The 25,583-nt window shown below is 64.2% G+C and carries 25 protein-coding genes and 1 pseudogene; 13 read left to right on the top strand and 13 right to left on the bottom strand.

Features of this window, described 5'->3' with window-relative positions; translation table 11 throughout:
• Positions 1-33: 33 nt before the first annotated feature.
• Positions 34-1,302: a serine hydrolase domain-containing protein gene (locus IVB54_RS15455; protein ID WP_247777328.1), complete on the top strand. Its 1,269-nt coding sequence runs from the start codon at positions 34-36 to the stop codon at positions 1,300-1,302.
• A gap of 390 nt (positions 1,303-1,692) precedes the next feature.
• Here the strand turns inward: IVB54_RS15455 and IVB54_RS15450 are convergent, their stop codons facing one another.
• From IVB54_RS15450 to IVB54_RS15440, 3 genes are all read right to left on the bottom strand, one after another.
• Positions 1,693-2,115, bottom strand: coding sequence for a hypothetical protein (locus IVB54_RS15450; RefSeq protein ID WP_247335668.1), 423 nt, complete (start codon positions 2,113-2,115; stop codon positions 1,693-1,695).
• A gap of 84 nt (positions 2,116-2,199) precedes the next feature.
• Positions 2,200-2,439: a hypothetical protein gene (locus tag IVB54_RS15445; RefSeq protein ID WP_247777327.1), complete on the bottom strand. Its 240-nt coding sequence runs from the start codon at positions 2,437-2,439 to the stop codon at positions 2,200-2,202.
• Positions 2,440-2,788: 349 nt separating this feature from the next.
• The gene (locus tag IVB54_RS15440) at positions 2,789-3,862 is read right to left on the bottom strand and encodes a hypothetical protein (protein ID WP_018455362.1); all 1,074 of its coding nucleotides are present in this window, start codon (positions 3,860-3,862) and stop codon (positions 2,789-2,791) included.
• 242 nt (positions 3,863-4,104) lie between these two features.
• On the opposite strand from IVB54_RS15440, the gene IVB54_RS15435 reads away from it, so the two are divergent.
• Positions 4,105-5,145 carry a patatin-like phospholipase family protein gene (locus IVB54_RS15435; protein ID WP_085361736.1) on the top strand — a complete coding sequence of 347 codons (1,041 nt, stop codon included), beginning with the start codon at positions 4,105-4,107 and terminating at the stop codon, positions 5,143-5,145.
• 16 nt (positions 5,146-5,161) lie between these two features.
• On the opposite strand, the gene IVB54_RS15430 is transcribed toward IVB54_RS15435, so the two are convergent.
• Both IVB54_RS15430 and IVB54_RS15425 read right to left on the bottom strand, forming a co-directional pair.
• Positions 5,162-5,590 (bottom strand): CBS domain-containing protein, encoded by a 429-nt coding sequence (locus IVB54_RS15430; RefSeq protein WP_085351136.1) that lies wholly within the window; start codon positions 5,588-5,590, stop codon positions 5,162-5,164.
• A 189-nt stretch (positions 5,591-5,779) separates the two neighbouring features.
• The gene (locus IVB54_RS15425) at positions 5,780-6,556 is read right to left on the bottom strand and encodes a rhomboid family intramembrane serine protease (RefSeq protein ID WP_018455359.1); all 777 of its coding nucleotides are present in this window, start codon (positions 6,554-6,556) and stop codon (positions 5,780-5,782) included.
• A gap of 525 nt (positions 6,557-7,081) precedes the next feature.
• On the opposite strand from IVB54_RS15425, the gene IVB54_RS15420 reads away from it, so the two are divergent.
• Positions 7,082-7,636 (top strand): PAS domain-containing protein, encoded by a 555-nt coding sequence (locus IVB54_RS15420; RefSeq protein ID WP_247335664.1) that lies wholly within the window; start codon positions 7,082-7,084, stop codon positions 7,634-7,636.
• A 13-nt stretch (positions 7,637-7,649) separates the two neighbouring features.
• Here the strand turns inward: IVB54_RS15420 and IVB54_RS15415 are convergent, their stop codons facing one another.
• On the bottom strand, positions 7,650-8,039 hold the full coding sequence (locus IVB54_RS15415) for a hypothetical protein (protein ID WP_247335661.1): 390 nt from the start codon (positions 8,037-8,039) through the stop codon (positions 7,650-7,652).
• Positions 8,040-8,184: 145 nt separating this feature from the next.
• Between IVB54_RS15415 and IVB54_RS15410 the strand changes: the two genes are divergently transcribed.
• Entirely contained in the window at positions 8,185-8,694 is a 510-nt protein-coding gene (locus IVB54_RS15410; protein WP_247777326.1) for a GNAT family N-acetyltransferase, read from the top strand.
• Positions 8,695-8,759: 65 nt separating this feature from the next.
• Here IVB54_RS15410 and IVB54_RS15405 read toward each other — a convergent pair whose 3' ends face one another.
• Positions 8,760-10,757 carry a DEAD/DEAH box helicase gene (locus IVB54_RS15405; RefSeq protein WP_247443759.1) on the bottom strand — a complete coding sequence of 666 codons (1,998 nt, stop codon included), beginning with the start codon at positions 10,755-10,757 and terminating at the stop codon, positions 8,760-8,762.
• A gap of 368 nt (positions 10,758-11,125) precedes the next feature.
• Here IVB54_RS15405 and IVB54_RS41635 point away from each other — a divergent pair.
• A pseudogene (locus IVB54_RS41635) lies at positions 11,126-11,862 on the top strand (metallophosphoesterase family protein).
• A gap of 52 nt (positions 11,863-11,914) precedes the next feature.
• On the top strand, positions 11,915-12,268 hold the full coding sequence (locus IVB54_RS15395) for a cupin domain-containing protein (protein ID WP_085361730.1): 354 nt from the start codon (positions 11,915-11,917) through the stop codon (positions 12,266-12,268).
• A 37-nt stretch (positions 12,269-12,305) separates the two neighbouring features.
• Here IVB54_RS15395 and IVB54_RS15390 read toward each other — a convergent pair whose 3' ends face one another.
• From IVB54_RS15390 to IVB54_RS15375, 4 genes are all read right to left on the bottom strand, one after another.
• Positions 12,306-12,818, bottom strand: a complete 513-nt coding sequence (locus IVB54_RS15390; protein WP_247777325.1) for a hypothetical protein — start codon at positions 12,816-12,818, stop codon at positions 12,306-12,308.
• Between the two features lie 114 nt (positions 12,819-12,932).
• Positions 12,933-13,361 (bottom strand): VOC family protein, encoded by a 429-nt coding sequence (locus IVB54_RS15385; RefSeq protein ID WP_204511594.1) that lies wholly within the window; start codon positions 13,359-13,361, stop codon positions 12,933-12,935.
• Between the two features lie 110 nt (positions 13,362-13,471).
• Complete coding sequence (locus IVB54_RS15380) at positions 13,472-13,951, bottom strand: DUF5680 domain-containing protein (protein ID WP_085351128.1); 480 nt, start codon at positions 13,949-13,951, stop codon at positions 13,472-13,474.
• A gap of 3 nt (positions 13,952-13,954) precedes the next feature.
• Complete coding sequence (locus IVB54_RS15375; RefSeq protein WP_204511595.1) at positions 13,955-15,106, bottom strand: zinc-binding dehydrogenase; 1,152 nt, start codon at positions 15,104-15,106, stop codon at positions 13,955-13,957.
• 250 nt (positions 15,107-15,356) lie between these two features.
• Between IVB54_RS15375 and IVB54_RS15370 the strand changes: the two genes are divergently transcribed.
• The 4 genes from IVB54_RS15370 to IVB54_RS15355 all read left to right on the top strand — a co-directional run bounded on the left by IVB54_RS15370 (position 15,357) and on the right by IVB54_RS15355 (position 19,461).
• Positions 15,357-16,604, top strand: a complete 1,248-nt coding sequence (locus IVB54_RS15370) for an MFS transporter (protein WP_256464915.1) — start codon at positions 15,357-15,359, stop codon at positions 16,602-16,604.
• A gap of 52 nt (positions 16,605-16,656) precedes the next feature.
• Positions 16,657-17,823 carry an MFS transporter gene (locus IVB54_RS15365; protein ID WP_247335654.1) on the top strand — a complete coding sequence of 389 codons (1,167 nt, stop codon included), beginning with the start codon at positions 16,657-16,659 and terminating at the stop codon, positions 17,821-17,823.
• Between the two features lie 68 nt (positions 17,824-17,891).
• Positions 17,892-18,503 carry a PilZ domain-containing protein gene (locus IVB54_RS15360; protein ID WP_007602573.1) on the top strand — a complete coding sequence of 204 codons (612 nt, stop codon included), beginning with the start codon at positions 17,892-17,894 and terminating at the stop codon, positions 18,501-18,503.
• A gap of 331 nt (positions 18,504-18,834) precedes the next feature.
• Entirely contained in the window at positions 18,835-19,461 is a 627-nt protein-coding gene (locus IVB54_RS15355; RefSeq protein WP_247777324.1) for a transglutaminase-like cysteine peptidase, read from the top strand.
• Positions 19,462-19,581: 120 nt separating this feature from the next.
• Here the strand turns inward: IVB54_RS15355 and IVB54_RS15350 are convergent, their stop codons facing one another.
• Positions 19,582-21,333 carry a CYTH and CHAD domain-containing protein gene (locus IVB54_RS15350; RefSeq protein WP_247335649.1) on the bottom strand — a complete coding sequence of 584 codons (1,752 nt, stop codon included), beginning with the start codon at positions 21,331-21,333 and terminating at the stop codon, positions 19,582-19,584.
• A gap of 332 nt (positions 21,334-21,665) precedes the next feature.
• Between IVB54_RS15350 and IVB54_RS15345 the strand changes: the two genes are divergently transcribed.
• Together IVB54_RS15345 and IVB54_RS15340 are read left to right on the top strand one after the other, a co-directional pair.
• Entirely contained in the window at positions 21,666-22,478 is an 813-nt protein-coding gene (locus IVB54_RS15345) for a helix-turn-helix domain-containing protein (protein ID WP_018455343.1), read from the top strand.
• Positions 22,479-22,641: 163 nt separating this feature from the next.
• A complete protein-coding gene (locus IVB54_RS15340) occupies positions 22,642-23,571 on the top strand; it encodes a tripartite tricarboxylate transporter substrate binding protein (RefSeq protein WP_247299768.1) in 930 nt (309 codons plus the stop codon).
• Positions 23,572-23,613: 42 nt separating this feature from the next.
• On the opposite strand, the gene IVB54_RS15335 is transcribed toward IVB54_RS15340, so the two are convergent.
• A complete protein-coding gene (locus tag IVB54_RS15335; RefSeq protein ID WP_247335628.1) occupies positions 23,614-24,321 on the bottom strand; it encodes a GntR family transcriptional regulator in 708 nt (235 codons plus the stop codon).
• A gap of 265 nt (positions 24,322-24,586) precedes the next feature.
• Between IVB54_RS15335 and IVB54_RS15330 the strand changes: the two genes are divergently transcribed.
• Positions 24,587-25,573 (top strand): ABC transporter ATP-binding protein, encoded by a 987-nt coding sequence (locus tag IVB54_RS15330; RefSeq protein WP_247777323.1) that lies wholly within the window; start codon positions 24,587-24,589, stop codon positions 25,571-25,573.
• Positions 25,574-25,583 lie beyond the last annotated feature (10 nt).

Raw genomic sequence — 25,583 nt, 5'->3', positions numbered from 1 at the left:
GCGGCTTTGATCCCGGCGAGGGAGGAAGCCCGGATGAAGCGTCGTGAATTTCTGGTCGGAGCCGCGCTGCTGGCCGGCACGATGGCGCGAAGCCGCGCCGCCGACGTCCCCGCGCCGTCGTCCGACGGGCTCGACCGTATCACAGCGTATTTCGACAACGAGGTGACGAATGGCCGGCTGCCCGGCGCCGTGGTGCTGGTCCAGCAGCACGGCAAGCCGGTCTATCTGAAGACTATTGGCGTGCGCGACACCAGGACCGGTCTCGCGATGACGCCCGATACGATCTTCGCCATCCACTCGATGACCAAGCCGATCACCTGCCTTGGCGCGATGATGCTGATCGACGAGGGCAAGCTCGCGCTCACCGACCCCGTGTCGAAATACGTTCCCCTCTTCGCCGACACCAAGGTGGGCCTCGAGGTCACCAATCCCGACGGCACGTTGCACCTGGATCTCGTGGCCCCGGTCCGTCCCGTCAACATCGAGGATCTGCTGCGGCACACCTCGGGCATCAGCTACGACTACATCGGCGGCAAATGGGTCGAGCAGGCCTACAAGGCCGCCAATATCTTCGAAGGTCAATTCAACAACAGGGAATTCGCCGAACGCATCGCAAGGCTGCCGCTGGCACGGCAACCGGGAACGCTGTGGCGCTACGGTCATTCCACTGACGTCCTCGGCAGCGTCATCGAGATCATCTCGGGCCAGACGCTGTACGAATTCCTCAAGCAGCGCATCTTCGATCCGCTCGGCATGAGCAGCACCAAGTTCGCGCTGGCGACCGAGGACGAGCTTGCGCGAATGGCGCGGCCGCTGCCGAACGACAACATCCTGCTCGCCGCCGAGCGCGAGCGCCTCGAACACCCCGAATGGCAGTCCGGCGGCGGCGGGCTGCTCTCGACCATCACCGACTACCAGCGATTCGCGCAGATGCTGCTCAATGGCGGCGAGTTCGACGGCAAGCGCTATCTGAGCCCCGCTGCCTTCAAGGCCATGACGACCGATCACGTCGGGCCGGGCTCGGGCGTCGGACGCGATTACTTCTATTTTCCGGGCGACGGCTTCGGCTATGGCTATGGCCTCGCGGTGCGGACCGATCCCGGCAACGCCAAACCGCCGCCGCCGGGCTCGCTCGGCGAGTTGAAATGGGACAGTGGCAGCGGCACCTATTTCGGCGTCGATCCCAAGCTCGACATGGTCTACCTGCTGATGCAGCAGACCCAGAACGAGCGCAGCCGCATCACGCCGGCCTTCAAGGCGCTGGTCTACGACTGCTATCCGTCCGAGTTACGCCGTCCGTGAATCTCGCTCGCCGAAATCGGCGAGCAGCTTTGCGATCTCGGCGGCGTATACTCCCATCATCCTCGTCATTGCGAGCGCAGCGAAGCAATCCGGACTGCCCACGCGGAAAGACTCTGGATTGGTTCGCTGCGCTCGCAATGACGGAGTCTGTGGGTGGAAGCGTCGCACTTTCATCGCATTCCGGATCGCAGACGCACCTTCGCATCCTCGCGGCTTGTTCGCCCGAGCTTTGCCTCGATGCCTTACCCTCAAATGAAAGAGGGCGCAGGGAAGACCGGGTGCCGGCTGGCACCCGCGGTCCACTGTGCGAGATTGTCGTGAACAAAATTGCACAGCAGCATACAGGTGAAGCCAAAACATCCGGCCTTCCCTGCGCAGTGGCTTTACGGCTTATGTCGCGCTCTCCCCGGGGAGCGATGCACTATTGCCCCCGTCGCCTTGCGGATGGCTGACGCGTGCGCCCGGTTGGGCAACCCACATCACCGCAACGCTTGACGCACAGACCCCGGGCGTCAGGACCACACGATTTTGCCGTACGCCGATCACACCGGTCGTGTGCGCGAGGCCTTCGCTCACGGTTGCCCGCCCTGCGAAGCCGATCGCGCCGATGTGACTAACGTCCACCGCCGTCCGGCCCGCGTTCGTGACGATCGCGATACGCCCCTCTTCCTTGGGCCGGGTTGCGGCGACACATACGTCGTTTCCGAAATTCGGTAAAGCGGAATATTTTCGCGGCTCGCGTTGACCGACAATTTGGGTGTTTTGCCCGTCGGGCAACGCAAGGTCTTGTAGCCCGGATGAGCGAAGCGACATCCGGGATTCCGACCACGAGCTGTCCTGGGTATCGCTTCGCTCACCCGGGCTACGGGACTTATCGGACTGCACGCGCAGTCCCGACTAGTCCTCGCTGGACGTCGCCAAGCGGTTGCGCAGATGGGCCTGCGACAACAGAAAGAACAATGCGCGCTCGCCATGATATTTGGCGGACGGCCGAGTGCGCTCGAAGCCATCGGCAAGTTTCTTGCCGGATTGGTCGCACACCTGCCACCGCCAGCCGAACCGCTTACGCCTGGTGAGGATCACTTCGAACATGCCGACGAGCTTGGTCCCCTGCTCCTTGCCGTCTCGCAGACGCACGAGCCTGCTCCGGCCTCCCCCGTTGGAGTGATGTCCGACATATAACGCGGCAGGATGGAAAGCGAATAAAATTGATTATCGGAAATAGGTATCTTGCACCGGCTGTGAGGAAGTCGCGGCGCCGCTGGAATAAGCCGGCGGTGCCGGTGTTGATCGGTCCTGCTTGGTAGCGCTGCCAGAGCTGTTCAAATCGAAACGCCAACAATCGCAACAGCGGAGCAGCGGAAAACATCTGCTTTCGCACACGGGACTGGCGGTAATAAGATATGGGAATCCATGCGCTGAATGAGAAGTGTTCACCAGGCAAGAAGACCAGCGTCGGGCCGCATGCGGCATCACCGCTCAAGCACTACCGCGCGACGACCTCGACTTCGCCGTCGACGCCGTTGACGACATTGAAGCCGCGCTCGTAGACCTTGCCCTCGTTCTTGGCGATGGCGCGGTATTCGCCTTCTGAGAGCACAACGCGCGGAAAGGCGCCGATCGATTCCTTGATGACGTCGCCGCCCGGGGTCAGCACCGACCAGGCGGTGTTGGCGAGCGCCTCGCCGCCCCTGTCGCTGACGAGCTTGAGCGTAATGACGGCAGCGCGGTGGGTGATGGTGACGTCGGTGAGCTTGCTGGCCTGAACGCGGATGTCCGAGCGCACCACCGAATTGGCGTCGCCGTAATTCGAGATGATGTAGTAGGTGCCCTCCGGCAGCAGCACGACGTCGCCGGCGGCGACGTTCGGCACCAGGGAGGCGCGCTCGCCGGATTCGAACTGGCTGCCCTTGTAGATCGCGAACGAGATCTGGTTCTGCGGAATGCGGCTGGTGCCGACGCGGCCCTCGATGCGCAAGCCGCCGGCGGGCAGCACGAAGGATTCCCGATCGGTCTCGGCTTTCAGGCTGACAGTGCGCACAGCGCTGACGAGGCCAAAGGCGACATGCACGACGTAATTGCCGGGCGGCAACACGATGTTTGGCGTGGCATTACGATCTTCGCGAATCAGCTTGAAGGTGCCGTTCTCGTCGGGACGATCGGCAAACACGCGCCAGACCAGGCCGCTGGTGATCGGCGGGGTGTCCTTGCCATATTTCGCGGTCAGCGACAGCACGCCCTGTCCGGGCACCGCCGCGTTGAGCGGCGGGGCGGATGGCACAGTCGTGACCGCGGGCGGCGGCATGCTGGGCGTGGTCGGCTGCAACAGGGTCGGCGGCAGGCTCGGCGGTCCGGCACCCGGGCCGGAGGGCGGCGCCAGGCTGACGGCACCGCCGGGATCGGGCACCGACGCGGGCGGCACCGGCGGCGGACGATCGGAGAAAAGCTGCGCCTGCGCAGCATTTTGGCCGAGAGTATAGAGGCAGGCAGCAAGGACCAGCACCGGCAGCAGCGATGCGCTGCGCCGCCATCCGATGATGCCGTCACCCCCGAGAGTCATGCCACCTGCTTTTCACCGAAAACGCGGCAAATTCAAGCCTCTGGACCCCTGAGAAATACGGCCAATACGGTTCTTTGGAACCCGGCTGACGCCTGCGTGATTACCCCAGGGGCACCCGTCCCTCGCCATACTCCTGCCCCGCGCGCTTCCCAAACCGGCATAAACCATGCTTCGGCCCGGTTCTGGCGGAGCGCGAGTGCGGTGCCTAGTCTGATGGCGGGTCCCGGCGTAGGAGAGTTTCGGTGCTGGACATATTGAAGGGTCGGGGTTCGAACAGCGATAAGGTCGGCGAGAAAGTCGGCCTGGGCAGCATCCGCCGGCCGGTCATCGGCCTTGCCCTCGGCGGCGGCGCGGCGCGCGGCTTCGCTCATATCGGCATTATCAGGACCCTGCTCGCCAACGGAATCGTGCCTGACGTCGTGGTCGGCACCTCGATCGGCGCAGTGGTCGGCGGCCTCTATGCAGCCGGCCGGCTCGATACGCTGGAAGAATGGGGCCGCAGCCTGCAAGGCATGCGCAACATCCTCGGCTATCTCGACATCCGCCTCAACGGCTCCGGCCTGATCGGCGGCGAGAAGCTGGCGACCCGGCTCGAGGCTGCCTGCGGCCAGAGCCAGATCGAGGATCTCCCGGTCAAGTTCGCCGCCGTCGCGACCGAGGTCCGCACCGGCCACGAGATCTGGCTGACGCGCGGCCGCGTGGTCGACGCGATGCGCGCCTCCTACGCGCTGCCCGGCATCTTCTCTCCGGTCCTGATCGGCGATCGCTGGCTGGTCGACGGCGCATTGGTGAACCCGGTGCCGGTCTCGGCCGCCCGCGCGCTCGGCGCGGAAATCGTCATCGCCGCAAATCTTTCCAGCGACATCTTCACCTATTCGACGACGGTCTATTCGCACGGCGCGATGCCTGAACCGGTGATCCCCGCGACCGAAGAGCCGGCGTCAAAGCGGCGCTTCCCGAGATTCTTCTCGCCTGAGAAGACGGTGAAGCGCGAGTTCTTCGGCGGCGGCAGCGCCCGGCCCGGCCTCTCCTCGGTGATGGTCGACGCTTTCAACATCATGCAGGACCGTATCACCCGGGCCCGCCTCGCCGGCGATCCGCCCGACATGCTGATCACACCGCGGATCGGCCAATTCGGCTGGTTCGATTTCCACCGCTCCGAAGACCTCATCGCGCTGGGCACCCGCGCAGCCGAGCGTGCGCTGGAGTCCATCCAGGAGGCAATCCACGAACTGGCGCCCGCGCCCGAGGGCGCCGCGCCCAAAGCCGACCAGCAGGCCTGATCAGGCGGTCTACTGATCAGGCAGTCTTGATGTAGTCGCGCAGAGCTTCCTGCTCGGCCTCGTATTCCTGCACCCGACGCTTGACGATGTCGCCGATCGAGATCAGGCCGACCACCTTGCCGTTGTCGACCACGGGCAGATGGCGGAACTTGCCGGTGGTCATCATCTCCATGAGCTCGGCGACCGTGTCGGTCTCCTTGCAGGTGACCACCTTGCGGGTCATGACCTGCGAGACCGGCTCCTCCAGCGCGCCGGCGCCGCGCTCGCCGATCACCCGGACGATGTCGCGCTCCGACAGGATGCCTTCCAGCCGGCTCTGGTTCATCACCAGCACCGCGCCGATCTTCTTGTCGGCGAGCAGTTTGACCGCGGCAGCCAGCTTGGCGTCGGGCTCGACGCTCATGATCTGGTGGCCCTTGGTGTTGAGAATCGAACGTACCGTCATTGTCGCCTCCCTGAATCGCAACCGTCCGCTGTTCGCGGTCCGGACTTGTTCTTCGAGTCTTCAACTAACAGTTTCAGCGCCCGTTTCACGCTCAGGCGCTTTGCGAAGCATCGCCGCTAGCGGCCTGTCGCTTCGGAACATTCTTCTCGGGAATGATGGATGAATTCGGGCGGCGCCGCAAGCGCCGCTTCAAATGCGGTCTGAAATGTCCCGTGATGACGCATCCGCAGCATCACTTCGCACGCGCGGCACCGGATCGAACAGCGCGAACAGCAACAGGCCGGCAAGGAAGCCGCCGATATGCGCCTGCCAGGCGACGCTCGTGGTCTCGCTGTCGACGCCGATCGCGCCGACGCCGAAGACGATGTTGACGCCGAACCACACCGCAAGAAAACCGAGCACCCGCCCGTCGCGCAACGCGCGCGACAGCGGCAGCGCCGGAACTCTTGCGGCGGTATCGGCATCCGATCGGCTGAACGACAGGAAGCTGCCGCGAACGAAGGCGAAGCGGATCGCCGCCGCCATCGCGCCGGACACCGAGGCCGAGGCGCCGATCATCGGCGCCACCGCGTGCTCATGGGTGACGAGATGGGCGAGCGCGCCGGCCGCCGCCGTCACCGCGAGGAACAGAAAGAACCTGATGGCGCCAAAGCGCCGCGCCAGCGCGCTGCCGAACGGCAACAGCCACAGCACGTTGAAGCCGAGGTGGGTGAGATTGGCGTGCAGCAGCGAATAGGTGACGAAGGTCCAGACCTTGGCGCCGGCTCCGCCGGGGATCTCCAGATTGAGCAGCGAGGAATCGTAGCGCTTGGGGATGAAGCCGAAGACGTCGATGGTCCAGTTCTCGAGCTCCGGCGGCAGCAGCACCCGCAGATGGATCACCGCGAGCAGGAGGATATAGGCGGTCAGCGCGAACGGCAGCGTCAGGATCGGCTCGCGCGGAGCCTCCTCAACGACGGCCGGCACCCCCAGCGAAGCATCTTGCGACGAAGGATCTTGCGGCGGAGAATTTGGCGGGAATTCCAAGGGCGGCTTCGCTTTCAGGCGCGATCGGAGCGACAGGCTTCACGACAGGCCTTGGAGATAGTCGCCTTTGCCCGCGCTGCGCAAGTGCACAAAAGGAAAAGGCAGGGCCCTGGGAAAGCCCTGCCTATCCGTGTCGGACTTCCGGTACCCAGAGAGACGGGAGTATCCCCACCCCTCCCCGCGCCGGTGACCAAACTGTTTGACGCCTGTGTACAGGCCTCGCCGAGAACCTGGAGAAAAGCGGCGAGGCTTGCGACCGCGATCACCATAGCAGCGGGGCGGTGCACGGAAAGCGCATAGTTAATTTAACGTTAACGACGCAAAGGCAGCGCCAGGAGCACCGAAAATGCCGCTGCGGCATGGACGCTGCAAAGCCCCTCCTGCACAACAACACAGGGATCGCGGCTGCACTGAAGCGGGACAGGTTTGTCCCGCGAGGTTGCGCCCCGGGGTAAGCGTTCAGCCATGAAACATCCGTCGAGCCGCGAGTTCTTCGCATATTGGGACACCAAGCGGGGCACCGCGCGGGCCCCTGACCGGGCCGATATCGATCCGGCCGCCGTGCGCGGCCTGCTCGGTGACATCTTCGTGCTGTCCTGCGAGCCCGATCTCGGCTTTCCGTTCCGCGTCGCCGGCACGCGCGTCTGCGCGCTCGCAGGATGCGACCTCAAGGACTCAAGCTTTGCGGCGCTGTTCAACGAGGCTAGCCGCCGCGAGATCGAGGAGATCACGACCATCGTCGCCGACGAGAGCCTCGGGGCAATCGCCGGCGTCACCGCCGCGCGCGAGGACGGCAGCAAGGCCTATCTCGAGCTGCTGCTGCTGCCGTTCAACGCCCGCCCGCATACACCGGTGAGCGTGACAGGCGTGCTCGCGCCGTTCGACGACGAATGCGGCGCGCTGGGTCCGTTCGCCCTCACCTCCTGGCGCTATCTGCACCAGCCGGAAAAACTGCTGCCGCGCGCGATCCGCAAGCTGCAGATCGCACGCGGGCTGATGGTGTATGAGGGGCTGCGCTAGGAGTGCACCCTGCTCACGGCATCGCCAGATGCCAGGCGCCGTTCAGAAAGCCGTCGCCCGTGACGTCGCCGGGCTTGGTGTCCTTGGCAAAGGTGTAGAGCGGCTTGCCCTTGTAGGCCCACTGCTTCGAGCCGTCGTCGCGCGTGATGACGGTGTAGCCGTCGGCGGCGGCATCGCTCGCCTCGGCTTTCAGCGCCGGCCAGTTGGTCGCACACGGACCATTGCAGGCCGACTTGCCGTCAGCATCCTTGTCGAAAATATAGAGCGACATGCCCTTGGCGTCGGTGAGCACGTTGCCCTTGTCGGTTTTGCCGGTCTTGGTCGGCGGTGCCGCAAAAGCAGCGGGAACCAGCGCCAGCGATATTGCGAGCGTGAGCGCGAGGCGGATCGAGGATGTCGTCATGGTCTCTCCTGTCATGCAATGGGCTTGCATGGGTAGGACGCCGCGCGAGCCGTCGTATTCCTGAGACGGCGGCAAAGATATTTTCGCTGCGCGCATCGTCGCATCGGAATAAACTGGGACGATTGAGACGGAACGACGGATCGACATGAGCAAGCCGCATTGGCGTCCCGCCCGCGCCTCCGATCTGCCGGCGATCAGCAAGATCGCAGCGCAAATCCATCCCGATCTGCCTGAACGCCCCGAGGTGCTTGCGGAAAAGATGCGGCTCTATCCCTATGGCTGCCGCGTGATCGTCGCGGACGACGGGATCGTCGGCTACGGTCTGGCGCATCCCTGGATGCAGCACCGGATTCCGCCGCTCGACGGCTTCCTCGAGCAATTGCCCGGCGATGCGGATTGCCTCTATTTGCATGACATCGCGGTGCTGCCCGACTTTCGCGGCGGCGTCGCGCGCGACTATGTCGTTGCGACCGAACAGCTCGCGCGCGCGTCAGGAATCGCGACGCTCGCATTGGTCTCGGTCTACGCCACGCGGCCGCTGTGGGAGCGTCTCGGCTTTCGGCCGGTCTCGGCGGATGCGGAGCTGCGGGTAAAGCTCGCGACCTACGGCGACAGCGCAACCTACATGCTGCGCGATCTCGCTGCTCACACCTGATTTCTGAGACGATGCCGCCGGCGCAATCCGGCGGCATCATTGCCGTCCGCGCTGGGCAGCGCCAGTCAGGCGCGATGCTTCTTTTTAGTCTTCGGCTTCTTCCCGGCGGCGCCCTTCTCAGACCACGACGTGACCGAGGGCTCAGCGTGGCCCGGCTTGTTCTTGTGCTTTTTCTTCTTTGCGAAGGAAGGAGCATCGTCGAATTTCGGTGTGCGTTCGCCGTACGGCTTTTCGTGCGGTTTACCGTGTGGCTTGCCGTGAGGTTTGCCTTGCGGTTTGAACCCGTTCGGCTCGCGCGCGCGTTCGCCCTGGCGTTCACGATGATCGTTGTCGCCGCTCTCGCGCCGCGGCGCGTGGGGCCGCTCTTCCGATGCCGCCTGCCGTTGCGGCGCATCCGCCATCGGCTCGAGACGGATATTGTCTTCCTTGTCCGGACGCTTGATCTTCACGGCGAAGGATTCCGCGACCCGCTCGGAAATTTCGAACTCGGTCGTGGTGTCCATGATCTTGATCGCGCCGATGTCGTTCTTGTCGATGCCGCCACGACGGCAGATCATCGGCAACAGCCAGCGCGCTTCCGCGTTCTTTTTTCGTCCGATGTTGGCCCGGAACCAGACGCTGCCATCCGCCATGCCATGCTTCGACGACGATTTTCCCGCTTTGGGCCGCGCCCTTTCGGGCCGATCATCGCCACGCGATGCGCGGATATCGTCGCGCGGTGCGCGCGTATCATTGCGGCCGCGATCCTCGCGCGGCCGGCTGCTCCGCTCGCCGGGATCCATAATGTCTTCGGGCGACGGCAGCCGCGCGCGATAGAGCCGTGCGAGTGACGCGGCGATCTCCTCGGCCGACCGCTCGGCCAATAGCGCCTGCGCCAGCGCCAGATCGTCGGCGGTGGTCTCCTCCGTGAACAGCACGTCCTTCATGCGCTCGTGATCGAGCTTGCGGATCTCATCCGGCTGCGGCGCCGTCCCCCAGACCGCGTCGATCCCCGAAACATTGAGCAGCATTTCCGCACGCCGCCGCCGCACGGGCGGCACCAGCATGACGCTCGTCCCCTTGCGGCCCGCGCGGCCGGTGCGGCCGGAGCGATGCTGCATGACCTCGGCGTCGTTGGGCAGGTCGGCATGAATGACGAGGTCGAGGCTCGGCAGGTCGATGCCGCGCGCGGCGACGTCGGTCGCCACGCAGACGCGCGAGCGTCCGTCCCGTAGCGACTGCAGCGCCGTGGTTCGCTCGTTCTGCGTCAATTCGCCTGACAAAGCGACCACGGAGAAGCCGCGCTCCAGCAGCGCCGCCTGCAAATGCCGGACACCATCGCGCGTGCTGCAAAACACCAGCGCGCTCGGCGCCTCGTAGAAGCGCAACACGTTGACGACGGCGTGCTCGGCATCGCCGGGCGCGATCCGGATCGCGCGGTACTCGATATCGGCGTGACCGCCTTCGTCGCCGGCGACCTCGATCCGGAACGCCCGCTGTTGATACTGCTTGGCCAGCGCGACGATGCCGCGCGGGAACGTCGCCGAGAACATCAGGGTGCGGCGCGTGTCCGGCGTGGTCTTGAGGATGAACTCCATGTCCTCGCGAAAGCCGAGATTGAGCATCTCGTCGGCCTCGTCGAGCACGACTACCTTCAATTCCGAGATGTCGAGACGGCCGCGGCGCAAATGATCGCACAACCGGCCGGGCGTGCCGACGACGATATGAGCGCCGGCCGCAAGCTCGCGCTGCTCGCGCCTGGGGTCCATGCCGCCGACGCAGGAGACGACGCGCCCGCTCGCATGCTCGTACAGCCACGCCAGCTCGCGATGGACCTGCAAGGCAAGCTCGCGGGTCGGCGCCACAATCAGGGCAAGCGGTGCACCCGCCCGCTCGAACCGCTCGGCGTCGCCCAACAGGTCCTTGGCCATGGCGAGCCCATAGGCCAGGGTCTTGCCGGAGCCGGTCTGGGCCGAAACCAAGAGATCGCGGTCAGCGGCCTCGTCCGTGAGCACGGCGAGCTGAACGGGGGTCGGACGGTCGTAGTTGCGCTCGGCCAAAGCTCGGGCGAGCGGCGGACTCATGGTCGGAAAAGACACGGGATAAACCTTGGTTGGTCCAGGCGCGGAACGTCGAGCCGCGCGACCTGAAGCTGCGTAGGCGGCAAATGGTCCAGCCGCACGCGTGGTGATTTGATTTGGACGCTCTTTACGCCAAGTGCGGGCAAATCACCATGCCTATGACGCATGGCTTTGGTGATGCCGAGAATAAGCTTACCGGCCAGCTCGACCCACTACATCCAGCGTTTTCGGGGCATTTTACTGCATATAGCGGGATTTTGGGGCGAGGCTGCAGATTTTCACTCCCACCTCGCTTAAATTATGCGCGGTTGAAGCTGCCGGATACGCACAACAGGGCTAAGCTCAGGCCGATTGGACTAGGGAGCACGACGATGCGATTGGCAGTCATTTCCGATATCCACGGCAACCTTGCCGCGCTCGAGGCGGTGCTGGCCGACATCAAGGCGCGTGGCGTCGATCGTACGGTCAACCTTGGCGATTGCGTCACCAGCCCGTTGTGGCCGAGAGAGACTTTCGAAGCGCTTGAGGCGCTGTCGTTGCCGACCGTACGCGGAAACCATGATCGCTGGATTGAGGAGTTTCCGGACGACAAGCTCTCGTCGGCAGGTCTGTTTGCGCGCAACGCATTGACTGCGGAGCAACGTCTCGCACTCCACAGCCTGCCTTCCCAAATACGGCTGGACGATGGGATCCTGGCCTGCCACGGCACGCCCGACAACGATACGACATGCCTGCTGGAAGAAACGCTCGACGATGGCCGCTTCGTACCGGCACGCCGCGACGTGCTGGCAATGCGCCTCGCGAGTGAGCCGACGGCGCGCGTGGTGCTGTGTGGTCATAGCCACCGCCAGGCCGTCACGGACCTCATGACTGTCTGGTTCTCAATCCAGGGAGCGTTGGTTGCCCGGTCTTCGCAGACATTCCCGTTGCCGCAAACCTGGAATACCGCTCGCCGCACGCGCGATATGCAATCCTCACGAAGCGACAAAGGGGCTGGCAGGCCGAACTCTTGGCCCTCGAATACGATTGGGACGCCGCATCGTCCCGTGCCCTCGCCAACGACCACCCGAAATGGGCGCGGGCCATATCGTCGGGATATGTCAAATAGCTGCTGGCATCGCTCGACCCAAATCGAGCCGCACGGAAGAACGGGAGAACACATGGCCGACGGCATTTCGCTTGCCGACAAACTCGCGACTTTTGGGGATTTCTGGTCTCCACGCACGATCACAACCTTCAACGACTGCGACGTGATGGTGGTGAAGGTGAAGGGAGAGTTCACCTGGCACAAGCACGACGACACCGACGATTTCTTTCTCGTCCTGAAAGGCAGTTTGGAGATCGAATTACGGGATCGCACGGTGACGCTTGGTCCGGGCGAACTCTATGTGGTGCCGAAAGGTGTCGAGCATCGCCCGGTCGCGCGCGAGGAAGTTCATCTCCTGCTCATCGAGCCGACCGGCACGCCGAATACGGGGGACAAGGCCACCGCCGCGGACCGCAAGCTCGCATAGATGGCAACTCGCCCAGCGCAGCTCTATGCCTGCAGCCTTAATCCCTGGAGGTCACCAGGCTGCTGAAGCCGCCGACCAGTCTAGCTCTTGCCCGCACAAGAGTGTCCCTGGCCGCGCGGCTCAGTGCGCGGATGGCGCGCCAGGCGTCGGTTGCCTGCAGCCACGCCTTCACCTCGGAGTACTTCCCATAGGCCCAGGCGAAGGCCGGAATCCGCATCAGCTTGTCGCGGGTGAGATGGAACAGGCGCTCGACCAGCACCAGCTTAAGCAGTTCGCCGAGAAGAAAAGTCACGGCCCCCATCACGATTTGCCCGGTCGCCGCGAGATAGGCTGCCACGGGCTTGACCGGCTCCAGGATAATGACGGGTACCGAAAACAAGGCGAGCGAGCAATAAGGCGACAGCGATCTGATCCAGCCCCGCAATCGCTTCAATTGGAGATGCCGCCCGATCCAGCGCGAGATTGGCCTCGCCACGGCCATGAAGACCGCATCCACCAGGAAGTAGATGGCGGCCGCGATGTAGGTCAGGGGCTTCAGGTTCTGCTTCACGATGAACTCTCCCGTGAACTGAAAGCCGTAACCTGGGCCTAAGTTTCACCCCGGCTTGAATAACTCGCGGATTTTCGATGGAACTTTTCGTGTACGGGCCCGCCGCTGCCCGGTTCAGATCTCCGCATAGATCTCCAAAAGATTACCGTCGGGGTCGCGGAAGAACAGCGTCCGATGCCCGAACGACTGGTTCGTCGGCGGTGACAGCAGCGCCACGCCGTGGCGTGCGAGTTCGTCGGCACACGCATCGACTTCGGCCGCGGACACCTTGAAGGCCAGTTGCAGCGAGGCACTGCCTGCCGGCGTCGGCGCGTCAGCCGCGGTCCGGCTTGGCCTTGCAAGAGCCAGCGTGTTGGGGCCCAAGCCGTACTCGATCCAGTCCGGCGACAGCTCCCGCAGCAGCGGAAATGCGAGAACCTCCTGGTAGAAGCGCCGCATCGCCACCATGTCGCGCGCGAAAATGACGGTGTAGTCGATCGCACGGATGGCGCGGAAGGGCGAGCGGGTGCGTTGGATCGGTTCGGTTGTCATCTCGTCCTTCATTCAAAACGCCGGCCCGTAGCCCGTATGGAGCGTAGCGGAATACGGGGAGCCCCAGGCGAGAATCCCGGATTACGCTGCGCTCCGTCCGGGGCTACAGGGCTCGCCAGACTTTATCGCAACAAACCGCCACTGTAACGGACCGCATAGAGCGGCACGCCATCCTGCCGCGCAATCGTCTCGACACCGTGGAAACGATCGAGCGCGCCCTCGACCTCGTTTCGATAAATCATGCCTGCCTGCTCGAACAGATGCGGGCCCCGAAACGGATACTCGACGCTGACATCCAGCAACGCCTGGCGCAGGAATTTGTAGATTGCGAGGAAGATGTCTCGATCCGTGATCTCCGCACGGACGCCACCGCTGTAGCTCATCGACCAAACGACGCGGTCATCCCGGGACACGGTTTCTTGGCCAACGAAAAACCCCATCCCGAAATAGATATCGCGATAGGCATAGGGTGCCGCACGATGCTCGAGCTGCTTTGAGCCTCTGAGCAGCGGAGCGGCGGTGGCGTCGTCGTCCATCCCCGCATAGGTATGGCGCTTGGCTTCGACCAGGAACGCTGCGAGATCTCCGGGGATGGACGACATCGGTTATTCCACCAGTTCCGGCCACGGCACGATGGTCGACTTCACCGTCTTCATCGCCATGGCATCCCTGACCGCCTGTGCGACGCCTTCTTCCGTGAACGGATAGATTGTCTGCATCTTCAGCCAGGGATATTTGCCCGCCGTGCGATGGAGCATGTCGACGCCGAGCGGCAGATCGTTGGCGGTAAAACCCCAGGAGCCCAGCACGTTGATATCCTTGGTGCAAATGCGGTGCCATGAAGTCTCGATCGAGCCGGCGTCGGTGAACTGGCCCATCTCGACATAAGTGCCACCGTCGCGCAGCATCTCGATGCCTTCGGGGCCGGCGGAGGGATGGCCCGAGCAATCCATCACCAGATCGGCGCCGAAGCCGCCGACGATGTCGCGCACGCGCGCGATGCGTGCCTCGGGCGATTTGATCTCCTCGATGTTCACCGTCGCCTCGGCGCCGAACTCGCGCGCGAGCTTGAGCCGCGGCTCCTCCGGCGCCCCGACGCAGATCACGCGCCCTGCTCCCATCTCCTGCGCGGCGGCGACCGCGAGAATGCCGATCGGGCCCGAGCCCTGGATCACCACAGTGTCGCCCCAGGAAAAACCGCCGGCGCGGCTGGCGCGATTGAAGGCGCGGATGCAGGACGTCAGCGGCTCCGACAGCGCACCCAACCGCAGCGACATGTCGTCAGGCAATTTGTAGATCTTGGTGCCCGGCAGCATGTCGAGATCGACATAGACATATTCGGCCCAGCCGCCCCACATGTGAGGCGCCTTGTCGAAGCCGAGATAGCGGCCGTAATAGACCGGCGTCAGGCATTTGTTGGCGGTCAGGGGATAATGGATGCAGTAATAGCAGCTGCCGCAGGGCATCAGCGGCGGGATCATCACTTTTGATCCGACCTTGAGCGGCTTGCTCATGAAGTCCTCGGTGAATTCGTCGCCGCATTCGACGATGATTCCGCCGAGCTCGTGGCCGAGCGTGAACGGCCATGGCAGCGGCTTCGGCCAGTGCCCTTTCAGGATGTGCAGGTCGGTGCCGCAGACGCCGCACGCGCCGACCTTGATCAGCGCGGCCTTTTTGCCGACCTTCGGCCACGGCACGCTGCGGATGACGGGCTCGCTGCCCGGCCCTGCGTGGGTGCAGACGCGGATCTGGTCCATGGCGTGTCCTCGATGCCCGTCTGTTATGATTGATTGGTGCGGGCTGAAGCGAAGCGTATGTGAGATGCGCGCTGGTGCCAAGCCGCGGTCTCGTAACCCGCATGAGCGAAGCGACATGCGGGGCCAGCATTCCCGGATATCGCTTCGCTCATCCGGGCTACGGGACCCTGGTCTCCACACACCCAAGTGCCTTGAGCGCTCGACGGCGAACGTGTAGGCACGGCGCCAAAGTCCCACCCCAGGTGCCCGCTTGAACCCCCTCCCTCAAAATCCCGTGGTCGCGTCCGGCTCGTTCGCAGCGATGAGGTCGGTGCCCTACCGGCTCCAGTTCATCGCTTACGTGCTGGCGATGATGGCCGACAATATCGAGCATGTGATCAGCTATTGGGTGGTGTTCCAGAAATTCCATTCGCCGGCGCTGGCGGGTTTTGCCGTGCTGTCGCACTGGTTGCCGTTCCTGCTGTTCTCGGTCGCGGTTGGCGGACTGGCCGACCGGGTCGATCCGCGCCGCATCATCCAGTGCGGCATGCTGCTGTTCATTGTTGCCTCGGCCGGATGGGGTTTCTTCTTCATCACCGACGCCATCCAGATGTGGCACGCCATGCTGCTGCTGGTGATCCATGGCTGCGCCGGCGTGTTGTGGCAGACGCCGAACCAGCTGCTGCTCTATGATCTCGTCGGTCCCGCTGATCTTCCGAGCGCGGTGCGGCTGAATGCGATGGCGCGCTATCTCGGCATTCTGGTCGGACCTGCCGTCGGCGGAATCATCATGCTGACGCTCGGCACCTCGCATGGCATTATCGTCAACACGCTGTTCTATCTGCCGATGCTGCTGTGGCTGTTCTGGGCGCCGGTGCGGGACAAGAGTGTCGCGGTGCGGCGCTTCGCCGTGCGCGGCCTTGCCGACATCATGCTGACCATCCGCGCCATCGGCACGCAGCCGGTGCTGACGGCGATGACTTGGCTTGCCGGCCTCACCTCCTTCATGATCGGCAATGCCTATCACGCCCAGATGCCAGGCTTTGCCGGCGATCTCGGCCACGGCGATCCCGGAATCTCCTACAGCGTGCTGCTCGCGGCCGATGCCGCCGGCGCACTGCTCGCCGGCATCGCGCTGGAATCCTGGGGGCGGCTCAAGGGCACGCCGCGCACCGCGATCATGCTCGCCATGCTGTGGAGCGTGGCGCTGCTCGGCTTCGCCTCGGTGCGGATCTATCCGGTCGCGATCGTGCTGTTGTTCTTTGCAGGCTTCTTCGAGCTGTCGTTCAATACCATGGCGCAGGCGCTGGTGCAGTTGAACGCGCCGTCCGACATTCGCGGTCGCGTCGTCGGCCTCTACAACATGGCGGGGCTCGGGATGCGGGCGTTCAGCGGCATCACGGTCGGACTGTTCGGTGCGGCGATCGGCATTCACTGGTCGCTCGGGCTCTCAGCCGCGGTGCTGCTGGCGCTGCTATGTCTTCTCTATGGGCGCGCGACGAGGAAGACGGCCGGTTGACTCCGGCGTCTCCCCACCGCACGCTTGATACAGGGTTTGGGGAGATGAAGCGTTGCGCAATCGCTGGGGCATACTTGCGATCCTGTTCGTCGTTCGCCTCACCATGGCATTCCAGTTCCAGAGCGTGGCCGCGGTCGCGCCGCTGCTGCAGCAGAGCTTCGGCGTCGGGCTCGCCGATATCGGCATCCTGATCGGACTCTATTTCACACCGGGCATCGTGCTGGCGCTGCCGGGCGGCGCGATTGGCCGGACGCTTGGCGACAAGCCGACCACGATCCTGGCACTGCTGCTGATGACGGCGGGCAGCCTCGTCATGGCCACCACCGACGTCTGGGGATGGCAGATGGCGGGCCGGCTCGCCTCCGGCGCCGGCGGCGTGCTGCTGACCGTGCAGCTCACCAAGATGGGCACCGACTGGTTCGCGGGGAAGGAGATCGCCACCGCGATGGCGATCTTCGTCAACTCCTGGCCGGCCGGCGTTGCGATCTCGCTGCTGGTGCTGCCGGCGATCGGCACGGCCTATGGCGCGGGCGCCGTGTTCCTAGTGGCCGGCGCGCTGACCGCGATCGGCATTGTGCTGATCACGTTCTACCAATCACCGCCGGGAGCAACCGCCAGCGCGACCGGCTCCGGACGGCTTGATCCGCTCGCGCTTCTGGCGGTGATCGTCGCGGGTGCGATCTGGGGCCTCTATAATGTCGGCTTCGCCATGATCTTCTCGTTCGGCCCCTCGCTGCTCGCCGAGCGCGGCTGGAGCATTGCCGCGGCGGGATCGGCGATCAGCCTCGTGATGTGGCTGTCGGTGATCTCGGTGCCGGCAGGCGGTTATCTCGCCGATCGCTTCAAGCGGCCGTTCGTGCTGGCTATCGTGGCCAGCCTGGTGGTGGCCGGGCTGCTGGCCTGGCTGACCCGGTCCGACGCCGTGATCACGATCCTCGTCCTGATCGGCCTGATCGGCGGCCATCCGGCCGGGCCGATCATGAGCCTGACCGCCCGCGTGCTCGTGCGGGAAACCAGGGCGATCGGGATGGGCGTGTTCTACACTCTCTTCTATGCCGCGATGATGCTGGGACCGGCGGTGGCGGGCCGGCTCGCCAAATCGGCCGGCACGGCCGCGGTCGCGCTTGACCTCGGCGCGCTGACAGTGCTGGCCTGCCCGCCCCTGATGTGGCTTTTCGAACGCATTGTGTCTGTTCGTCATCGCCGCGCCCGATCCTAACGCGGCATTAACCCTGTGCACCTTAGGGTCGTCCCGGACTCCGCCAGGCGGGGGGTCGGGTTGTGAAAATGGCGTTGGCGCACAAAAAATTTCTTCCGGCCGCCGAGGAACGTCGGCGTTTCCAGCGGGTGAAGGTTCACCTGCTCGGCCGCTACATGCTGCCGGACCGCCGTGAATTCCCCTGCCAGGTGATCAACATGTCGCCGGGCGGGCTGGCACTGCTGGCCCCCGGCATCGGCAATGTCGGCGACCGCGTGGTCGCCTATCTCGACCATATCGGGCGCGTCGAGGGCAAGATCACCCGCATCATCGACAATGGCTTCGCCATGACGGTCGGTGCCACGCCGCGAAAGCGCGACAAGCTTGCGGCACAGCTGACCTGGCTCGCCAACCGCGACATCCTCAATCTGCCGGAAGACCGCCGCCACGATCGTATCGTGCCGCGCAATCCGATCGCGGTGCTGACGCTCGAGGACGGCACCAAGATGACCTGCCGCATCATCGACCTCTCGCTGTCGGGCGCCGCCATCGCCGCGGAGAACCGCCCCCCGCTGAAATCGACGGTTTTGCTGGGCCGGGTGCAGGGCCGCGTGGTCCGAAACCTCGAAGATGGCTTCGCGCTCGAGTTCATGCATTCGCAGCCAATTGAAACTCTCGAAGAGAGCGTTACCGCGCGGTAAAGCGCGAAGGCACCAAAACCACTGCATTTCCAGTACTGAAGGCGGCCTCCGCGATGCGGACGCCGCCTTTTTCATGAGTGGCGTCGAGGCTCGCGCGGGTTAACGCGGAGGCTGCGGGAGCGTGCAAACAACGGTTCCGCCAGCGTTTCCGCGTTAATCCATAAAATTTGAATCAATTGCAGTCATATCGAATTTTATTCAAATTTGACTCAAGTATAGATCGAATTCGCCGCGTGTTTTACTTGCATTCGTCTCGACTTGACTTGACTGACTTAGCGGCAACTCAAAAGCTGCCTGCGCAATGTGGTCCCAACAAGAAACGGGGGCCGCAATGTTTCATTTCAGGGGACAGGGGAAGGGATTGGCGCTCGCCGCCATGCTCTTCGGAATGAGCGCGGCAGCGCAGGCCGGCGAAGGCCGTCTGCTCTACGCAAGCCTCGGCGACACCACGCGTGCGCCGATCGGCTGGGTCGAGTTCTGTGCGGACAATGCCGCTCAGTGCCAGGGCGCACCGACGCAACCGCGTGACATCGTGATGTCGCAGGCTGCATGGCGCGACCTCGTCAAGGTCAATCGCTGGGTCAACGAGACCGTCAAGCCTTTGACCGACCAGGAGCACTGGGGCGTGATCGAAAAGTGGTCGCTGCCGTCGGACGGTTACGGCGACTGCGAGGACTACGTGCTGTTGAAGCGCAAGATGCTGATCGATGCCGGATGGCCGCGCGAGGCCCTGCTCATCACCGTCGTGCGCGACAAGAAGGGCGAAGGACACGCGGTGCTGACGGTGAAGACCGACAAGGGCGAGTTCGTTCTCGACAATCAGAACGAGAACGTCGTTGCCTGGACGGAGACCGACTACCGCTTCGTCAAGCGCCAGTCGCAGAGCGATCCCAATGTCTGGGTCTCGCTCGGCGACACCAAGCCGGCGATCTCCACCGCCAGCGCAAGGGATCAGTAGAGACAAACGAAAGAGATACGCGACCCGGTCACATCCCCACCCCTCCCCGTCCCAGACCGGTTCGCGCGCGGCCAGCCATCCCCCAATGGCTGGCCGCAACTTTTTTAGGGTGTACTTCGCTTAGTTCTGCGGCGCCTGCCGCGACCAGGGCACGCGCGCGACGGTGAAATCGCGCCATGTGCTTTGCAGGACGGGTTGCACCCCGATCGACGCGCGCGCCTGCCAGCCTGCGATCGCCGCCGCGGCGATGGTGCCGTCGGGCTCGGCATCAAGCCCGTCCAGCAATGATGCCGTAACCGCCATGTCGTTGACGGCGCCAAGCTGCTCCTGCAAGCCGGCGAGCCTTCGCGAGAATTTTCGCGTGGATTTGCGGTCTGCGAACAGCGGCAGCAGAAACTCGCTGAGATAGCGCAGCCGCTTGGTCGCGAGCCGCAGGCGGTGCAACTGTTCGGCGGAAAGCGACTTGAAGCGGCGGCCGCGCTTGAGCACCTTGGCGTATTGCGCCGATAGGATGCGTGCCGCGAAGTCGGCCGCGGGTTCGGCGAGCTGGCCGAGATCCTCGGTGGCGACGTCGTTGCGCCAGCCGCGCGCCTCGATCCAGTTGCCGAGGCCGAGCAGGAACATGGCGCAGCGGCGATCTTCGAGGGCGCCATGCGCCTTGCGATAGGCGTCGGACTGGCGCCCGGCCGCAGCCAGGCCCAGTGCATCGAAGCCCGCGACCGACGGACAGGCTGTTGCGATCTTCGGCAAGGTATCGAGCCGGAACACATCCCAGTCGCGCGCAGCGGAGAGCTCTTGCGCCAGCCATCTGGCTTCCAACCGCAGCGCATCGAGATTGCTGAGCGCGCCGACCGACCCCATCAGATCCAACGCCGATCGAAGCCGGCGCAGCGAGACGCGCAGCTGATGGATTCCTTCCCGATTGCGGCCATCCTCGGCCGCCGGCAGCGACTGAAGCAAATGGAGGAAGCAGGAACGCAGGATTGTCGCGAACGCCTCGTCCAATGTCACCGACGGATCGAGACGAAGTTTTCGCGGACGCCGCGCCGAGGGTGGCTTGTCGGCGGCAAGATCGAAGCCGCGTGCCGATTTGGAGCGAATGGACGGCTTTACGTCGCCGTGCTCCGCGAGCCGCAGCGCGATCTCGTAGACCGCGCTCGCGCTGCCGCTCTTGAGCTCCAGCTCGATCTCGCTCACCGGCAGTGAACGGTCGCCGGCCGTCAACTCACCCTGGTCGAAGGCGATCTCGACCGTGCCTGACGGCAGTTCGATCGGCCGCGCATGGCGATGGACATCGGCGGTGAAGACCGATTCGAGCGGCTGCGCTTCCAGATTGCCGCGAAGCTTCTCGGGAATGAACGGCATTGCCAAACCGAGATCGGGCGCAAGCGACGGTACCCTCATCTCCCACTCACCACGGCGGAGCGGATCGTCCACCGCATCGGTCTTCACGGTCTGCACGAAGCGCGCGCCGCTCTGACGAACGCGCAAGCTCAAGCCGTGGCGACGCAACGTCCGCTCCGGCGTGTCGTAATAGACGGACTTGAGATGTTTGCGCGCGCCCTTGTTGCGCGCGTTCATCGCGATCACAGGCGCGGCCTTGAAATGCGCCATGCGATCGGCATCGACGAAAAGCTTGAGCTCGATCTCACCGGCACCATGCGCGGCAGCGCTCGACCGCAGTGGTTCCGTTGCCGGTTCCGCGTCTTGCAATGGCGTCTGATCGATCACAGGTTCCGCGACGAGTTCGGCCGGCTCACGCTGCCTGAAGAAGCCAGCAACGACTTGCGTTCTCTTGTTTTCCCTTGCAACAGGATTTCCATCCCGCGCGCTCGGAGCCTTGCGAACCGGCGTTGCGTCTGACTTCAGCATTTACGGTAACATGACAGTTCGATGACAGAGCGCCATCCTATAGCCGGTGTGGCTCGCGAGGAATAGTCACGTGACGTCGCAGCGCCCTACCGTCCACACGAGGCTGGGAGCGCACAATCCAGCTTGACCACAGGAACTAAATTGCCGCTGGGCACAGCAAGCGATCGAATTGACTGCGAATCCCGCCCTTCTCGAAACCGAGATGAACGCGTCAGCGAGCTTGACTCATGCCAACCTTCCCGCAATCGGTGGCGATGGCGTCGAGCGCGCTGCCCTGTCCCTCCGGCTGTTGCTTCATCGGCTAGCGGCACAGGCAATCACAAGGAGTTGGCATGACGTCGTTCCGTCCCGTCATCGCGTTGTCCAGGGGCCTCGAAGTCCTTCGGGTGATCAATCAGGAACGGCAGTCGACCGTCGGCTCGCTGCACAAGGCGACGGGGCTGAACAAGTCAACGATCGTCCGCATGCTCGAGACGCTGGAACATGAAGGTTATGTGGTACGTCGTACCGAGCCGGCCAGCTACGCGCCGACGGGACGGGCGCTGCTGCTCAGCGCAGGCTATGATGAGCCGACCTGGATTGGCGGCATCGCCGAACCCATCCTGAACAAATTCCGCAAGCAGATCCATTGGCCGTCAGACATCGCGGTGCTCGATCAGGAGTCCATGGTCATCGCCCACACGACGCGCGTCGATGGATCGCTGCTGTTCAGCCGCCCGCCGGGTTTTCGCTTTCCCGTCCTCGGCACCTCGATGGGACGCGCCTATCTCGCCTTCTGCGAACCCGCCGAGCAGGAGCGCATTGCCGCACGGCTGGCCCTTGGTCCGGAGCCCTGGAACGATCTGGCGCGCAATCCCGGCAGACTTGCCAAAGTGCTGCGCACGATCCGTAGCGCGGGGTTCGCAGTCATGGACGAGACCTACAGCCGCCGCGTCTTCGGGGGCGCAGTGTGGGCGATCGGCGTACCGGTCGTTTTGCGGAATCGCCTGTTCGGCAGCATGAACGTGATGATGCTTCGCGAGGCGGTCGGTCTGGAGGACGGTGTGCGGCGCTTCGTACCGCCGATGAAGAAGGTCGCTTCCGCACTTGCCGAGGCGCTCGGTGCCAAGCTTGCTGCGCCGGGTTCTCCTGCAGGTCGGCGATGATCATTTCACACAGTGAAACGATATTTTGATTTCTTGACCCCCCTTCCTGCCCGTGTGACACCTCGTTGCGGCGGCTGCCGGCTGCCCAATGACACAGGGAAAAGGGGAGGCCGAAGTGCGGACATCCGCGAGAATTTGGGCTGCCGCGATGGCATGCCTGACGATGGCCGCTTCTGAAACGGCTTTGGCCGAAGCCTGGCCGACCCGGGCAATCAGGATCGTCGTCTCCACGCCGGCAGGCGGCATCACCGATGCCTTCGCCCGCGCCTATGGCGACTATATCTCGCAGAAGCTTGGCCAGCCGGTCATTGTCGAAAACAAAACCGGAGCCAGCGGTGCGCTGGCGGCACAGTCGGTGAAGGATTCCCCGGCCGACGGCTACACGCTGATGTACACGATCTCGTCCACCTTGCTCGGTAACCGGCTGTTGTTGAAATCGCTGGCCTATGATCCGGACAAGGATTTCACGATCGTCGCGATGACGCCTTCGGGGCATCTGCCGCTGGTGGTCCATTCCGCCACCAATGCAAAGACGATCGAAGAGTTCGTCGCGTACGCACGTGGCAACAAGGTCACGGCCGGCTCGTACGGCATCGGCTCGTTCGCACATATTGCGATCGCCGAGCTCAACCGGCAATTCGGTCTCGACATTTCCATCGTGCATTACCGCGGCGAAGCGCCGATGTGGCAGGATCTGGCCGCGGGGGTGATCCAGGCGGCCGTCGGCAGCTATCAGGCTGCGCTACCGGTGCTCGATACCGGCATCGGCCGCCCGATTGCCGTGCCGACACCAGTGCGCATGAAGAAGCTGCCCGAAACCAAGACATTTGCCGAGCAAGGGGTCACGGGCAATGTCTTCCAGCTCATCAGTTTTACCGCGCTGGTGGCGCCCGCTGCGATGCCGGCAGACCGGATCGACATGCTCGCCAAGTTGATGGTCGAAGGCGGCAAGACGGAGCGCGTGCAGAAGCTGCTCGATGCCTTCGGCGTCGACCAGCCGGCCATGGATCGCGCATCCTCGATTGCGCTCTACGAAAAGGAAGGGCCGATCTGGCTCGAGTCGATCAAGACTCTCGGATTAGAGCCGCAATAGCCGCCGTCGCGCCCAGCCGGGTGCGGACGCGCCTCGTTGAGCTCAGACCCCGAGCACGTCCGCGAGTCGCAACTCGTCAGCGGCGGGATCCTTCAGAAACAGCTCGGCCTCGATCTCGTTCAGATGCGACAACATCTGCGCGCGCGCGGCCTCCCTGTCGCATTTGCGGATCGCGGAGACGATTCCGGCGTGATGATCGGTGCCGCAGGCCGGCGTGTCGTGCCGGCGGTAGAGCAGGATGATCAGCGAGGACCGCGCGATCAGCTCCTTGAGAAAACCAAGATAGATGCTGTGGCCACTCATCTCGGCGACGAGTCGATGGAAGTCGCCGGAGAGGCGGACCGAAGCACGCGCATCGCCACGCAGCTCCGCCTCGCGCTCCTCGGCAAGATGCCGCTGGAGACGCCCGATCCATGCCGGCGACACCGCGTCAACGGCGTGATCGACGATCGTCGGCTCGATCAGGCGGCGCGCCTCGAACACTTCGCGGGCGTCCGCAGGCGTCGGCCGCGCGACGAAGGCGCCGCGGTTCTTCTCGATGTTGACGATGCCCTCGTGCGCGAGCTGTTGCAGCGCGGTGCGAACCAGCGTTCGGCTTGCTCCGTAGATCTCGCCGATCTCGTCCTCGCCGAGTTTCGTGCCGGGCAACAGGCGATGCTCGAGGATCGCCGCAGTCACACCTTCCCGGATGCGGCTGACGCGATCGCTCGCATCTGGCGAGTCGGAGTTCGGTCGGGACTTGACGGCCATGGGGGTGAGGACTCGATCGTCGACGAGGGCGTTGAATCCTAATCGACCAGCTGTATCCAATCACAGGCGAAACTTTATACAATCCGCGCCTGTTTTGTGTGCACGCAACTGCGAAGGCAGCGAACCGCCCAAGCCCGTGGGATTCGATCTAACGATCTGACTCCGCTGCACTGTTTTGGAATTCGGCCGGCCGAGAACGATTCAAGCGCGATTGGCATGGACCTTGCGGAGAGAGGCGCAGCATCGCCCTCGCCCCGGACACGCCATGGCCACTCCCGCCGCCCTCGAACTGGTCGCCGTCACCAAGCGCTACGACACGACGCTGGCGGTCGACACCGTCAATCTGAAAATCCCGGCCGGCACTTATTGTTGCCTGCTCGGCCCCTCCGGCTGCGGCAAGACCTCGACCTTGCGCATGATCGCCGGCCACGAGGCCGTCAGCGAAGGCGACATCACCCTGGGTCCGCAGAACGTCACGGATCTCGAACCCGCCAAGCGCGGCACGGCGATGATGTTCCAGTCCTACGCGCTGTTTCCGCACCTCACCGTGCTCGACAACGTGGCGTTTGCCCTGAAAATGCGCGGCATCGACCGGGCGACGCGGCACAAGCGCGCCGGCGAGTTGCTCGAGCTGGTGGCGATGACGCCCTATGCGGCCCGCCTCCCCGCACAGCTGTCCGGCGGCCAGCAGCAGCGCGTCGCGCTCGCCCGCGCGCTGATCACGGAGCCGCAGATCCTGTTGCTCGACGAGCCGCTCTCGGCGCTCGATCCGTTCCTGCGGGTGAAGATGCGGGGCGAATTGAAGCGGCTGCAGCGCGAGCTCGGCATCAGCTTCGTTCAGGTCACGCACGGCCAGGAAGAGGCGATGGCGCTGGCCGACCACATCGTGGTGATGAACCAGGGCAGGATCGAACAGCAGGGAAGCGCCCGCGACATCTTCCATCACCCCCGCACCGAATTCGTGGCGCGCTTCATCGGCGGTCACAACGTCCTCAGCGACGCAGGCAAACTCATCGCCGTGCGCGCCGATCAGCTCGGCATCGCGCCGTTCACTGACGGCGCCTTCGGCGCGCCCGCGCTACTGACCCAGACCGAGTACCAAGGCTCCTACATCGCCGTCTCGCTCACGCTCGACGACGGGACCGCCCTGTTTTCCCACCTTCCCGAGGCCGCCTTCGACGTCCACCAGTTCCGGCCGGGCGATCGCGTGCTGGCCATCTGGGATCCCGCCAAGGCGCAACGTCTGCAATAGCGCCGATCAA

Source organism: Bradyrhizobium sp. CW1 (assembly GCF_023100665.1).
Lineage (GTDB): Bacteria > Pseudomonadota > Alphaproteobacteria > Rhizobiales > Xanthobacteraceae > Bradyrhizobium > Bradyrhizobium canariense_D.
This window is presented reverse-complemented; position numbering and strand designations above follow the sequence as displayed.